Origin of the sequence: Janibacter hoylei PVAS-1 (genome assembly GCF_000297495.1) — a bacterium.
Lineage (GTDB): Bacteria > Actinomycetota > Actinomycetes > Actinomycetales > Dermatophilaceae > Janibacter > Janibacter hoylei.
In genome coordinates this window covers 34,299-46,915 of sequence record NZ_ALWX01000025.1, presented here as the reverse complement: position 1 = coordinate 46,915, position 12,617 = coordinate 34,299, and the positions used below count along the sequence as shown (strand labels likewise).

Here is a 12,617-nt window from a genome sequence, read left to right as displayed (position 1 = left end):
TGCGAACCCCCTTGCGCATCTGCCAGGGAGATGCGGCAAGGGGGGCTCGGGTGGAGGGGTCAGTCCTCGAAGGCCTCGGGCGAGGGGCAGGAGCAGACGAGGTTGCGGTCGCCGTAGGCGCCGTCGATGCGCGAGACCGGCGGCCAGTACTTGTCTGCCGCGTCGACGCCCACGGGGAAGACCGCCGTGGAGCGGTCATAGGAGTGGGGCCACTCCCCTGCCAGCTCCGCGGCGGTGTGCGGCGCATTGCGCAGCACCGAGGACTCGACGTCGCCGCTGGCGGCGACCGCGTCGATCTCCTCGCGGATGGCGATCATCGCGTCGCAGAAACGGTCGATCTCGCCCTTGTCCTCCGACTCGGTCGGCTCGACCATGAGGGTGCCGGCCACCGGGAAGCTCATCGTCGGGGCGTGGAAGCCGTAGTCGATGAGGCGCTTGGCCACGTCGTCGACCGTCACGCCGGTCTCCTTGGTCAGGCCGCGCAGGTCGAGGATGCACTCGTGGGCGACGATGCCGCCGGGGCCGGTGTAGAGCACCGGGTAGTGCTCACCGAGCCGAGCCGCCACGTAGTTGGCGTTGAGGACTGCGATCTGGGTCGCCCGCGCGAGGCCGTCGCCACCCATGAGGCGGACATAGGCCCAGGAGATCGGCAGGATGCCGGCCGAGCCGTAGGGCGCGGCGCTGATCGGACCGACGCCCGTCTCCGGACCGGCAGCAGGTGCCAGCGGGTGGTTGGGCAGGTAGGGAGTCAGGTGCTCGCGGACCGCGACCGGCCCCACGCCGGGGCCGCCGCCGCCGTGCGGGATGCAGAAGGTCTTGTGCAGGTTGAGGTGGCTGACGTCGGCACCGAAGTCGCCGGGCTGGGCGAGCCCGACGAGGGCATTGAGGTTGGCTCCGTCGACGTAGACCTGACCGCCGGCCTCGTGGACGAGCGCGCACAGCTCGCTGATCGTGTCCTCGAAGACGCCATGGGTGCTGGGGTACGTCACCATGATCGCCGCGAGATCGTCACGGTGCTTGTCGACCTTGGCGCGCAGGTCGTCCATGTCGACGTCGCCGCCCTCGGCGGTCTTGACGACGACGACCTGCATGCCGGCCATGACGGCCGACGCGGCGTTGGTGCCGTGGGCGCTGGCCGGGATGAGGCAGATGCGGCGCTCCGACTGGCCGTTGGCCGCGTGGTACGCGCGGATGGCCAGCAGGCCGGCGAGCTCACCCTGCGAGCCGGCATTGGGCTGGAGCGAGACCGAGTGGTACCCGGTGACCTCGCTGAGCCAGGTGCTCAGCTGCCCCACGAGCTGGCGGATCCCCACCGTCTGGTCATCGGGGGCGAAGGGGTGCAGCGACGCGAACTCGGGCCAGGTGATGGCTGCCATCTCGGTGGTGGCGTTGAGCTTCATCGTGCACGAGCCGAGCGGGATCATGCCCCGGTCCAGCGCGAAGTCGCGGTCGGACAGGCGGCGCAGATAGCGCAGCATCGCGGTCTCGCTGCGGTGCTCGTGGAAGACCGGGTGCGTCAGGTACTCGCTCGTGCGCACGAGCTGCTCCGGCCAGGCCGGCGAGACTCGGGGTGCGTGCGAGGCGTCGACCTCGTGCAGGTCGACCTCCCCGGCCTGCGCGCCGAAGGCCGAGGCCACGGCAGCGACCTCGCTGGGGTCGGTCGTCTCGTCGACGGAGACGAGCACGGTGTCGGCGTCTGCCCTCCACACGTTGACCCCGGCACGAAGGGCGGCCGCCACCACGTGGTCGGCGCGGCCGGGCACCGACACGCGCAGCGTGTCGAACCACGGACCTTCGGCGACATCGGCACCGGCGGACCGCAGCCGGTCGGCGAGGCCCACGGCCGTCCCGTGGACCCGCTCGGCGATGGCCCGCAGTCCGTCAGGACCGTGGTAGACGGCGTACATCGACGCCATGACCGCGAGCAGCACCTGCGCGGTGCAGATGTTGCTCGTCGCCTTGTCTCGCCGGATGTGCTGCTCGCGCGTCTGCAGCGCCAAGCGGTAGGCGGGACGGCCGGCGGCGTCGACGGAGACGCCGACGAGTCGACCGGGGAGCGTCCGCTCGAGGCCAGCGCGCACGGACATGTAGCCGGCGTGCGGACCGCCGAAGGCCATCGGGACGCCGAAGCGCTGGGTCGTGCCGACTGCGACGTCGGCGCCCCACTCCCCCGGCGGGGTGAGCAGGGTGAGCGCAAGCAGGTCGGCCGCGGCGGTGACGAGTGCACCCACCTCGTGTGCGGCGTCCGCAAGAGCACGCCAGTCGGTGATCCGACCGTCGGCGCCGGGGTACTGCACGAGGACTCCGAAGACCTCGCGGTCACCGGCCGCAGCGCGCAGCGCGTCGGCGCTGGTCACCGCCGTGAGGTCGGCGATCACGACATCCAGACCAAGGGGCTGGGCGCGGGTGGTGATGACGGCCTGCGTCTGGGGGAAGGTGTTGGCGTCCACGACGAGCACGGCGTCCTTGGCGACCTTGCTCGAGCGACGCATGACGGTCATCGCCTCGGCAGCCGCGGTGGCCTCGTCGAGGAGGGAGGACCCCGACGTCTGCAGACCGGTCAGGTCGGCGACCATCGTCTGGAAGTTGAGGAGGGCCTCGAGACGGCCCTGGCTGATCTCCGGCTGGTACGGCGTGTAGGCGGTGTACCAGGCGGGGTTCTCGAGCACATTGCGCTGGATCACCGACGGGGTGATCGTGCCGTAGTAGCCGAGACCGATCATCGACGTGAGCACCGAGTTCTTCGCCGCGAGGTCTCGCAGCTCCTCGAGGACGGCGAGTTCGCTCGGCGAGGCCTCGATGTCCAGCGAGCGGGTCTGGCGGATGGCCCCGGGCACGGCCGCGTCGCAGAGGGCGTCGAGGCTGGGCTGGCCGAGCAGTCCGAGCATCTGCGTGACATCGGCATCACGCGGGCCGACATGGCGGCCGACGAACTCGGACAGGGGGGGACGAGGCGCTCATGAGGCTCCCTTGGACGCAGGTGTGCAATGGTCAGCCTCCCCATCTGTCGCGCACGCTCCAGAGGTGCCTGATCCACGAGGTCCTGGCGCCTGAGAGGTTCCGGGGAGTTTGCCCCTTCGGCGCCCCGCGGTGATCCGCGAGGACTCTCCCCCGTGGGGTGAGCAGCGCGCTCAGGCTATCAGCGTGCCGCCGGTCGTCGCGCTCTAGGCGAGCTTGGCGCGGCGACGGGCGGACAGCTCGTCGCCGGGGATCTCCGTGGGGCCGGAGTCGGCGGCGTCGTCGCCGCCCATGCGCTCGCTCGGGATCTCGAGCAGGGATCCCTCGACCTCACGCCACACGCGACCGACGGCGATGCCGAAGACGCCCTGCCCTCCCTGGACGAGGTCGATGACCTCGTCAGCGGAGGTGCACTCGTAGACGCTCGCGCCGTCGCTCATCAGGGTGATCTGGGCGAGGTCCTCGACCCCGCGCTCGCGCAGGTGCTTGATGGCCACCCGGATCTGCTGGAGGGAGACGCCCGTGTCGAGCAGTCGCTTGACGACCTTGAGGACGAGGATGTCGCGGAAGCCGTAGAGCCGCTGGCTCCCCGAGCCTGCCGCACCTCGCACGGAGGGCTCGACGAGGCCGGTCCGGGCCCAGTAGTCGAGCTGGCGGTACGTGATGCCCGCGGCGCTGCACGCAGCCGGCCCGCGGTAGCCGATGTCCTCGGACAGCTCGGGCAGGTCGTCGTCGAAGAGCACGCCCTGGGCGCGGACCGGGGTCCTGCTCTCGTCACTCGTGGCGTCCACTGCGCCCTCCCACCTAGCCGTCGGTCCCAGCCGATGACGGTTGGGAATGACACCGGTGTCGTACCGGTGTGTCTTCGACGCTACGGCGGGGGGGGCGTGAGGCGTCAAACATCCGCGCCGTGCGGGGCGCCCGCGTGTCGGTAACGATCTCGTCGCGGACCGGTCCGCTCAGGTCGCCGGAGGGTCCTCGTCGGGTGCCTCGAAGTCCTCGGGTGAGACCTCGTCGAGGAACTCCTTGAACTTCGCGACCTCGTCCTCCTCCTCGTCGGAGGACTCGATGCCCACCTCGTCGAGGACGGCGTCCGTGGCGACGATCTGCGCGCCGGTCCGCAGGGCCAGGGCCACGCCGTCGGAGGTACGGGAGGAGATCTCGGTCCCGTCGTCGAGCACGAGGGTCGCGTGGAAGACGCCCTCCAGCACCGCGTCGATCCGCACCGTCGTCAGCTCGCGACCGACCGCGGCGATGACGTCGACGAGCAGGTCGTGGGTCAGGGGTCGTGGCGGCTCGACGCCCTCCTGCGCGTAGGCGATCGCGGTGGCCTCCGCCGCGCCGATCCAGATCGGCACGTGTCGACCTCCGTCGCGCTCCCGCAGGAGCACGATCGGCTGGGAGGTGGGCATCTCCACCCGGACACCGAGGACGTCGAGCGGCTTCACCCTCCTACCGTATCCCTCCGGTCACGGAGTGGAGTCAAGGCCTCGACGCACCAGGGCGACGTGCAGCTCCAGGCAGTCCTCGAGGACCTGCCGGCGGACCGTCGCGTCGTCGAGACCCGCCGCCCCCCGCACCCCGGTCGCGCAGGGCCTGCTGGCCGAGGACGTGGTCGGCGAGGCTGACCTCGCGCTCGGCGGCGCTCTTGAAGGGCCGCAGGTGTCGGACGTCGACGCCTGCGGCGACCAGGGACCCGCAGGCCCGAGCCACTCCGAGGTCGTCGGCGTCGAAGTGGTCGCGTCCCTTGGGGAGCAGGCCGTACGAGACGAGCTCGCGGAAGGTCCCGGTGTCGATGTCCGCGGCGTGCTGCAGCTCGATCGCGGTCAACCGCAGGGGCCGCTGCCCAGCGCGTGCCGCCAGCCGGTCGGGGCGCTCGGCCTGAGGACGTGGCGGCGGGGCGACGTCACCGTCGTCCCCGACCTCCAGACCGCGGTCGAGAGCGTCCAAACGCTCGCGGATGACCTTCAGCGGCCAGAAGCGGTCGCGCTGTGCGGACAGCACGAAGCGGAGACGTTCGACGTCGGCCACCGTGTACTTGCGATAGCCCGAGGGGGTCCGCTCCGGCGAGAGCAGGCCCTCGCTCTCGAGGTAGCGCACCTTGCTGATCGTGACGTCGGGGAACTCGCCCTGGAGCCGGGCGATGAGCGCACCGATCCCGAGCCGCTCGTCGGTCAACGGTCAACTGGCGGCGCTGGCGTAGTACACGAGGCGGAACTTGCCGATCTGGACCTCGTCACCGGTGCGCAGACTCGTCTGGTCGATGCGCTCCTTGTTGACGTAGGTGCCGTTGAGCGAGCCCACATCACGCACGCCGAAGCCCTGGTCCTCGCGGGAGAAGACCGCGTGCTTGCGCGAGACGGTGACGTCGTCGAGGAAGATGTCGCTCTCCGGGCCGCGACCGGTCGTCACCTCGGTGTCGTCGAGGAGGAAGCGCGCGCCGGTGTTGGGGCCGCGCAGGACGATCAGGAGCGCGGTGCCCGGGTGCAGGGCGTCGACGGTCGCCTGCTCCTCACGCGTGAGGTGGTAGTCGGAGTCGGGGATTTCCGCCGGCAGTCCGCTGTCGACGCCCGTGAACTGCTGCGTCGCCGGGTCCTGCCGTGCGGGCCTGTTGGCCTCGTTGCCGCTCATCCAGCGCTCCTCCTGTCGTGTGCGTGATCAAGCGTACGTGACCGGCCCGACATCGGGCCGGTCACGGTCGTGCAAAAGACGTCAGCCGATCTCGGCCCGGTAGCCGGCCGCGTCGAGCAGACCGGAGGTGTCCGCACCCTCGGCGAGCTTGAGCTCGTACATCCACCCCTGCTCGTAGGGGTCGGAGTTGACCAGCTCGGGCGTCGCGTCGAGCGCCTCGTTGACGGCCGTCACCGTGCCGCCGAGCGGTGCGTACAGGTCGCTCACCGACTTCGTCGACTCGACCTCACCGCAGGAGTCGCCGGGCTCGATCGTGTCGCCGACCGCCGGGAGGCTCACGTAGACGACGTCACCCAGTGCCTCCTGGGCGTAGTGGGTGATGCCTACCCGGACCGTGCCCTCCCCCGCGTCGCGCACCCACTCGTGGTCGCTCGTGTACCTCAGGTCCTCGGGGTAGGTCGCGTCGCTCATCTCTCTCCTCATCGAGCCCGGATCAGTTCGAGCCGTCGGTCGGCTCCGGGACGGGCTGAGCGTAACGAGGTGACGAATCGGTGTGCAACGCCTCGACGTTGATCGACTGGTACTCGGTGATCGTCACGTCGCCGCCCTTGCTGCGGACCGACTCCGAGACGCCGCCCGGGATCTCCATCGCCGAGCTCATCGTCTGCGGGTCCCCGATGACGATGATGTCGAAGGGGCCGGTCACGGTGGTGCCGTCGACCTCGACGCCACCGTCGGCGTCCCTGAACCAGGTGCTGGCGACGATGCGCACGCCACCGATCTGCATGGCCTCGGCGCCGGCATCGCGTAGCTCCTGGATGGTGTCGAGCAGGACCGCCGCGTCGACCTGCCCGTCGCCGTCCTCGATGTGCAGACGGATCCCCGGACCCGTGGCGCGCTCGGTGCCCGCAAGGATCCCGAGCGTGTCGGCACGCTCCTGTGCCGCGGCGATCGCCTCCGGCGAGGTGGCGTCGCTGTCGGCCAAGCCGTCACGGGTCGCCTCGAGCTCGGCGATCTCGTCGTCGAGCCGTGCGCCGTTCTGGGTCACGTCGTCGAGGATGCGCACGAGCTCGTCCTGGCGCAGGTCCTCCAACCCCTGGGCCTGCGTCTGGCGGACCTGCGTGGCGATGGCGAATCCCAGCAGGCAGGCGAGCAGGAGGGCGAAGGCATTGGCCCGGGTCGCTCGGGGCCGCGCCATGAGGTAGACCCGCCGCCACGCGCTCACCGACAGCTGCTCCGGGGCCGACTCGTCGGCCTCGTCCCGCGAGCCCGTCATGCCTTGAAGAGGTGTCGCCGGATGGAGGCGACGTTGGAGAAGATCCGGACACCGAGGACGACGACCACGCCGGTCGACAGCTGCGACCCGACGCCCAGCTGGTCACCGAGGAAGACGATGAAGGCGGCCACGACGACATTGGACAGGAAGCTGATGACGAAGACCTTGTCGTCGAAGATCCCGTCGAGCGTGGCCCGGACGGCACCGAAGACGGCATCGAGCGCAGCGATGACGGCGATCGGGAGATAGGGCTGCATCCAGATCGGCACGTCGGGCTGCAGGACGAGACCGAGGATGATCCCGGCCACGAGTCCTAGGGCGGGGATCACTTGGTCTCCTTCTTCAGTGGGGTCTCCTCGGGCACCGTGCCACCGCGCGGGATGACGTCGGCCAGCCGGGTGCTGACGTTGACGGCGCTCGGCAGGTCCAGCTCCTGCTGCGCGGTCAGCGAGGTCTGGATGCCGTAGTTGTTGCGCAGGCCGGTGAGGTACGAGCCGGCGCTGCCCTCGGCGAAGCGGGTCTGCATCTGCGTGGGGTCGCCGATCGCCTCGATGGTGTACGGCCGCGTCAGCGGTCGGAAGTTGACGAGGATCGCCTCGCCGGCGAACCGGATGGCCGTCCTGGAGGTCAGTCGCTGCCCGTTGACGGTGATCGCCTCCGCCCCCGAGGCCCAGAGACCGTTGGTGATGATCTGCATGTCGCGGGACTGGACCCTCCCTTCGGCATCGGTACCCGTCCGCGGGTCGCCGTCAGCGCTGCGCTGGGCGCCGGGGGCGTCGTCGAGGGTGATCCGCAGACCGGGCCCCTGCACCGCGGCCAGGCCGCTCTCCACCCGCAGGGCGTCGAGCTCCTCGCGCTGGGTCCCGACGAGGTCCGGGTCGAGCTGGGCCGTCGCCGTGTCGACCTCCTGCTGGAGGGCTCGCGCACGGGTGTCGCGGGTCTCGACGCTGGCCTGACGGTCCTCGATCTGGCGGATCAGGTCCGCCCGTGCAGCAGCGCGTGCCCCGTCGCGCCCGCGCAGCTCGGCCGTGCTGATGCCGACGACCAGACCGATGACGAGGAGCCAGCTGAAGAGCACCCACCGCCTGCTCCCGGCGCTCGCCGGCAGCCCACGTGCGACCCGTCGGTCGGCGGCGGCCTGGTACCCGGGGTCGAGTGGACGCTCGAGCATCGACGTGAGCAGGGTCATGGAGGCGTCTCGGCGTGGCGGCGGGTGAGCGACACCGGATGCGTCGGCGTACTCGTCCTCGCCCTCGCCGAGGTCGTCGGAGTCCACCCGCGTCTCCGGTGCCTCGTCGGGTAGGTCTGGGCGCACGTGTCACTCCTTCCGATCATGTCGACGGCCACGGGCCTCCGGTCCAGCGTAGGCGGTGCACCGGGTGCCAGAGTGGAGGCATGGGACCACGCCTGCTCACCCTCGACGAGACCACCCTGCGCCGGCGCACGAGTATCAAGTGGCGGCAGTACGCCCCCCGACGTGCTGCCGCTGTGGATCGCCGAGATGGATGTCATGCCCTCCCCCGCGGTCGTCGAGGAGCTGAGCCGGATCGCCCGTGACGGTGACACCGGTTACCCCGTCAACGCCGCGTACATGGAGGCGGTCGCCGCCTTCTACGCCGAGCACGGGGCCGCGGTCGACCCGGCGCTGACCCGCCCGGTCGCCGACGTCATGACAGGCATGCGGGCGGCCATGTGCGCGCTGACGAGACCGGGCGACCCCGTGTACATCACCGTCCCCGTATACCCGCCCTTCCACTCGACCGTGCTCGAGTCGCAGCGTCGCCTCGTGACCGTGCCCCTCGGCCCGACGGGCCGGCTCGACCCTGCAGCGCTCGACGAGGCGATGGGGCGCGAAGGGCGGGGCGCGCTCCTCCTCGCCAACCCCCACAACCCCACCGGCACGGTCCCGACGCCGGATGAGCTCCGCGCGGTGGCCCAGGTCGCCGACCGGCACGGCGTGGGAGTCGTGTGCGACGAGGTGCACGCTCCGCTCGTCCTGCCGGGGGCGACCTGGACTCCTGCGCTGGCCCTGCCCGAGACCCAGTCGTGGCTCGCCGTCTTCTCCGCGGCGAAGGGGTGGAATCTCCCCGGGGTCAAGGCGGCCGGCATCGTCAGTGGGTCCGCCGCCGGGGACGTCGTCGCCGCCCTGCCGGACGGGCTGCCCTACGGCACGAGCCACCTGGCCGTGCGCCTGCACACCGTCGCCCTCGAGCAGGACCGCGACTGGCTCGCGGACCTCATCGCCGACCTCGATGCCAACCGGGCCCTGCTCGCCCGCCTCCTCGCCGAGCGCCTGCCGGCAGCCACTTGGCGACCCGTCGAGGCGACCTACCTCGCCTGGCTCGACCTGCGGGCCCTCGACCTCGGGCCGGACCCGGCGCGTCACCTGGCGACGACGGCGAAGGTCGCCCTCATGTCGGGCCTCCCCTTCGGAGCCGGCGAGGGCCACGCCCGGCTGAACTTCGCGACCTCTCCCGAGCTGCTCACCGAGGCCGTCGATCGGGTCGCCGCGGCCACCGGGTGACGGGGGCCACTCCCCCCTTCGTCCCGGGTGGTCGGGATCACGAATCGACGAACCCTCTTGTGGCACAAGCGAATTCGCCCACCTTGGGGCATGCTGACTTGATCTGTGGGCTGGTCACGTTAGGTTGCAACAGGTGACCGCTGACCCAGACCCGCACTCGACCGACTCCCCCTTCGTCCTGCGACGGCCGACCGTCGAGGACGGTGGTGCCATGTGGCGCGTCGCCCGTGACTCGCAGACGCTCGACCTCAATTCGTCGTACGCCTACCTGCTGTGGGCCCGCGACTTCGCCGCGACCAGCGTCGTCGCCGAGCGCGACGGTGCCGTCGTCGGCTTCGTCAGCGGCTACGTCCGGCCCGACTCCCCCGAGACGCTCATGGTCTGGCAGGTCGCCGTCGACGCCGACCAGCGAGGCCACGGGCTGGCCGGCCGCATGCTCGACCACCTGGCCGAGCAGGTCCCCGACGTGACGATGCTCGAGACGACCATCACGGACGACAACGCGGCCTCCCGGGCTCTCTTCGCCCGCTTCGCCCGCATTCGTGACGCACAGCACGAGGAGACCGACCTCTTCGTGAAGGCCCACTTCCCCGACGAAGGGCACGACCCGGAGGTGCTGCACCGCATCGGACCGTTCTGACCCGGCCGCCACGACAGCTCCCCACACACTCCCTTCGAGGAAGGATCCCTGACATGACCAACCCCGCCACCGAGATCTTCACCCAGCGCGAGTCCGAGGTGCGCTCCTACTGCCGCAACTGGCCGGTCGTCTTCGACACGGCCAAGGGCGTGCACCAGACCACCGAGGACGGCGAGGTCTACACCGACTTCTTCTCTGGTGCAGGCGCACTCAACTACGGGCACAACAACGATGTGCTCAAGCAGGCTCTCCTCGACTACGTCACCCGTGACGGCGTGACGCACTCGATGGACATGCACACCAAGGCCAAGCGCGACTTCCTCGAGACCTTCACCGAGGTCATCCTCGAGCCGCGCGGCATGACCCACAAGATCCAGTTCCCCGGCCCGACCGGCACCAATGCCGTCGAGACGGCGCTGAAGACCGCGCGCAAGGTGACCGGGCGCGAGGAGATCGTCTCCTTCACCAATGCCTTCCACGGCATGACGCTCGGTTCGCTCGCCGTGACGGGCAATGCCTTCAAGCGGGCCGGTGCCGGCACGCCGCTCTACCACGCGACCTCGGCCCCCTACGACGACTACATCGTCGGCGAGACCTCCGACTTCGCCTGGCTCAAGCGCATCTGGGCCGACAGCGGCTCTGGTCACAACCTGCCCGCCGCGGTCATCGTCGAGACCGTCCAGGGCGAGGGCGGCCTCAACGCGGCCCGGGGCGAGTGGCTCAAGGAGCTCGAGGGCCTGTGCAAGGAGCACGGCGTCCTGCTCATCATCGACGACGTCCAGGCCGGCTGCGGCCGTACCGGCACCTTCTTCTCCTTCGAGCCCTTCGGCCTCGACCCCGACATCATCACGCTGAGCAAGTCGATCTCCGGCTACGGCCTGCCGATGGCGCTCACGCTCATGAAGCCCGAGGTCGACGACTGGGAGCCCGGCGAGCACAACGGCACCTTCCGCGGCCACAACCCGGCCTTCGTCACCGCGACCACGGCGCTGCGCACCTACTGGACCGACGACACGCTGCAGCGCAACGTCGCCGAGCGCACGGCCCAGCTGCGCGAGCGCCTCGAGGTCCTCGCGGGCCTTGCCGAGGGCAGCGAGCTGCGTGGTCGCGGCCTCCTCTCCGGTGTCGCCTTCGCCGACAAGGAGGTCGCCGAGAAGATCGCCAAGGCGGCCTTCGCCCACAAGCTGCTCGTCGAGACCTCCGGTCCGTCCAGCGAGGTCGTCAAGGTCATGCCACCGCTGACCATCACCGAGGAGGAGATGGCTGCGGGTCTCGACCAGCTCGAGGACGCGGCCCGCGAGGTCCTCGGCGCGCCGGCTCGCACCGGCGCCTGACCCCCCTTCGCCCCACCGAACTGCACCACGAGACAAGGAGATCCGCATGAAGGTCCTCAACGTCAACGATCTGGACGGGACCGAGTACGACGTCACTCACGGCAACTGGCAGAGCCGCCGGATGGTGCTGGCCAAGGACAAGGTCGGCTTCAGCTTCCACATCACGATCCTCAAGGCCGGGACGTCCTCGGAGTTCTGGTACGCCAACCACGTCGAGGCGGTCTACGTCTACCAGGGCAAGGGCACGCTCCTCGACCGCGACACCGGCGAGGAGTACATCCTCGAGCCGGGTGTCATGTACATGCTCGACGACGCGGACAAGCACACCGTGACCGTCGAGGAGGACATCCACTGCGCGTGCGTCTTCAACCCGCCGGTCACCGGTCGTGAGGTCCACGACGAAAACGGCGTGTACCCGGTCCTCACCGAGGACTGAGCACTCCCCCCGGCAACGGCCGGGCGAAGGGGGGCGGACCCGGTGCGGTCCGCCCCCCCTTCGCGCTCTCCCGACGAGGACGGGATCAGTGGTGACGCAGAGCGTTGATGAGTTCGGCCTTGTCCATCGACGACCGCCCCTCGATCTCGAGCTCTCTGGCGCGCTCGCGCAGCTCGTCGACGCTCCAGTCGTCGTACGACCCGGACTCTCCGCCGCGGCGCCCGACCTCGGAGCGTGAGCTGTTGGCCGCGGCGTTGGCGATCCTGGCGGCCTTCTCCTTGCTCGCTCCGTCGTCGCGCAGCTCCTCGTAGAGCTCGTCGTCCTTGACGCTCGGGCCTGGTGTCCGCTCGGGCATGGTGTGCTCCTCTCGTGGTCACGTCAGACGCTCCTACCCCCGCCCCGCGTGACATGCACCGGGCGGCATGATCCACCTGCGATGGGGTAGATGGGCAGCATGGACGACTCTACAGCCGGACCGCACGCCGACCACGCTCCGTGGCAGGCACCCCTCGAGCGCACGGCCGTGCGCGCCGTCGACCTGCAGGAGGGCCTTCTTCGAGGATCCTGCACTCGCCGGGTGCCGGGACTCCTTCCAGCGCGGCCTCTACCTCGTGCTCGTCCTCCTCGCGACCGCCACGACGACCGCGCTCGTCGCGCCGATCGCGATCCACCGCCGGGTCTTCAGGTGGCGTCGCAAGGACCCGCAATCCGGAACCTGAGACACCGCTTCCACCCGCTGGTCACGGCGTTTCGGATGGCGGCAGGAAGTGGATCTCCGTAACGTCGAGCAACGTGCCAAGCCGCGCCTGCGCGGAAAA

The 12,617-nt window shown here is 70.3% G+C and carries 15 protein-coding genes and 1 riboswitch; of the genes, 5 read left to right on the top strand and 10 right to left on the bottom strand.

Going from position 1 to position 12,617, the window contains the following annotated elements:
- Positions 1–59: 59 nt before the first annotated feature.
- The 9 genes from gcvP to B277_RS06965 all read right to left on the bottom strand — a co-directional run bounded on the left by gcvP (position 60) and on the right by B277_RS06965 (position 8,180).
- Entirely contained in the window at positions 60–2,942 is a 2,883-nt protein-coding gene (gene gcvP / locus B277_RS07005) for an aminomethyl-transferring glycine dehydrogenase (RefSeq protein ID WP_051987928.1), read from the bottom strand.
- Between the two features lie 86 nt (positions 2,943–3,028).
- Positions 3,029–3,122, bottom strand: a riboswitch (glycine riboswitch).
- A 42-nt stretch (positions 3,123–3,164) separates the two neighbouring features.
- Positions 3,165–3,749, bottom strand: coding sequence for a MerR family transcriptional regulator (locus B277_RS07000; protein WP_007926617.1), 585 nt, complete (start codon positions 3,747–3,749; stop codon positions 3,165–3,167).
- Between the two features lie 168 nt (positions 3,750–3,917).
- Positions 3,918–4,406 carry a bifunctional nuclease family protein gene (locus B277_RS06995; RefSeq protein WP_007926615.1) on the bottom strand — a complete coding sequence of 163 codons (489 nt, stop codon included), beginning with the start codon at positions 4,404–4,406 and terminating at the stop codon, positions 3,918–3,920.
- Positions 4,407–4,440: 34 nt separating this feature from the next.
- Complete coding sequence (ftsR, locus tag B277_RS06990) at positions 4,441–5,136, bottom strand: transcriptional regulator FtsR (protein ID WP_007926608.1); 696 nt, start codon at positions 5,134–5,136, stop codon at positions 4,441–4,443.
- A gap of 3 nt (positions 5,137–5,139) precedes the next feature.
- The gene (locus B277_RS06985; RefSeq protein WP_007926600.1) at positions 5,140–5,589 is read right to left on the bottom strand and encodes an FHA domain-containing protein; all 450 of its coding nucleotides are present in this window, start codon (positions 5,587–5,589) and stop codon (positions 5,140–5,142) included.
- Between the two features lie 81 nt (positions 5,590–5,670).
- Positions 5,671–6,060 (bottom strand): glycine cleavage system protein GcvH, encoded by a 390-nt coding sequence (gcvH, locus tag B277_RS06980; RefSeq protein WP_007926598.1) that lies wholly within the window; start codon positions 6,058–6,060, stop codon positions 5,671–5,673.
- Between the two features lie 22 nt (positions 6,061–6,082).
- Entirely contained in the window at positions 6,083–6,865 is a 783-nt protein-coding gene (locus B277_RS06975) for a DUF881 domain-containing protein (RefSeq protein ID WP_007926596.1), read from the bottom strand.
- A complete protein-coding gene (locus B277_RS06970; protein ID WP_007926593.1) occupies positions 6,862–7,194 on the bottom strand; it encodes a small basic family protein in 333 nt (110 codons plus the stop codon). Before B277_RS06970 ends, B277_RS06975 begins: the two co-directional genes overlap by 4 nt.
- Positions 7,191–8,180 carry a DUF881 domain-containing protein gene (locus tag B277_RS06965; protein ID WP_128277091.1) on the bottom strand — a complete coding sequence of 330 codons (990 nt, stop codon included), beginning with the start codon at positions 8,178–8,180 and terminating at the stop codon, positions 7,191–7,193. The genes B277_RS06970 and B277_RS06965 overlap by 4 nt, the downstream gene beginning before the upstream one ends.
- A gap of 162 nt (positions 8,181–8,342) precedes the next feature.
- Here B277_RS06965 and B277_RS06960 point away from each other — a divergent pair, with 162 nt between their 5' ends.
- From B277_RS06960 to B277_RS06945, 4 genes are all read left to right on the top strand, one after another.
- Entirely contained in the window at positions 8,343–9,389 is a 1,047-nt protein-coding gene (locus B277_RS06960) for a MalY/PatB family protein (RefSeq protein ID WP_007926587.1), read from the top strand.
- Between the two features lie 133 nt (positions 9,390–9,522).
- A complete protein-coding gene (gene ectA / locus B277_RS06955; RefSeq protein WP_007926585.1) occupies positions 9,523–10,029 on the top strand; it encodes a diaminobutyrate acetyltransferase in 507 nt (168 codons plus the stop codon).
- A 53-nt stretch (positions 10,030–10,082) separates the two neighbouring features.
- Complete coding sequence (ectB, locus tag B277_RS06950) at positions 10,083–11,363, top strand: diaminobutyrate--2-oxoglutarate transaminase (RefSeq protein ID WP_007926583.1); 1,281 nt, start codon at positions 10,083–10,085, stop codon at positions 11,361–11,363.
- 46 nt (positions 11,364–11,409) lie between these two features.
- Positions 11,410–11,799 carry an ectoine synthase gene (locus tag B277_RS06945; protein WP_007926581.1) on the top strand — a complete coding sequence of 130 codons (390 nt, stop codon included), beginning with the start codon at positions 11,410–11,412 and terminating at the stop codon, positions 11,797–11,799.
- A gap of 85 nt (positions 11,800–11,884) precedes the next feature.
- Here B277_RS06945 and B277_RS06940 read toward each other — a convergent pair whose 3' ends face one another.
- Positions 11,885–12,154: a DUF7218 family protein gene (locus tag B277_RS06940; protein ID WP_007926580.1), complete on the bottom strand. Its 270-nt coding sequence runs from the start codon at positions 12,152–12,154 to the stop codon at positions 11,885–11,887.
- Between the two features lie 67 nt (positions 12,155–12,221).
- Between B277_RS06940 and B277_RS19515 the strand changes: the two genes are divergently transcribed.
- Positions 12,222–12,518, top strand: a complete 297-nt coding sequence (locus tag B277_RS19515) for a DUF6328 family protein (protein WP_272948433.1) — start codon at positions 12,222–12,224, stop codon at positions 12,516–12,518.
- The last annotated feature ends 99 nt before the right edge of the window (positions 12,519–12,617 follow it).

What these genes read in the sequence shown, in the direction of transcription:
- B277_RS06985 (WP_007926600.1), bottom strand. Translation starts at nt 5,589, where the DNA reads ATGAGCGGCAACGAGGCCAACAGGCCCGCACGGCAGGACCCGGCGACG.
- gcvH (WP_007926598.1), bottom strand. Translation starts at nt 6,060, where the DNA reads ATGAGCGACGCGACCTACCCCGAGGACCTGAGGTACACGAGCGACCAC.
- B277_RS06975 (WP_007926596.1), bottom strand. Translation starts at nt 6,865, where the DNA reads ATGACGGGCTCGCGGGACGAGGCCGACGAGTCGGCCCCGGAGCAGCTG.
- ectB (WP_007926583.1), top strand. Translation starts at nt 10,083, where the DNA reads ATGACCAACCCCGCCACCGAGATCTTCACCCAGCGCGAGTCCGAGGTG.
- B277_RS06945 (WP_007926581.1), top strand. Translation starts at nt 11,410, where the DNA reads ATGAAGGTCCTCAACGTCAACGATCTGGACGGGACCGAGTACGACGTC.
- B277_RS06940 (WP_007926580.1), bottom strand. Translation starts at nt 12,154, where the DNA reads ATGCCCGAGCGGACACCAGGCCCGAGCGTCAAGGACGACGAGCTCTAC.
- B277_RS19515 (WP_272948433.1), top strand. Translation starts at nt 12,222, where the DNA reads ATGATCCACCTGCGATGGGGTAGATGGGCAGCATGGACGACTCTACAG.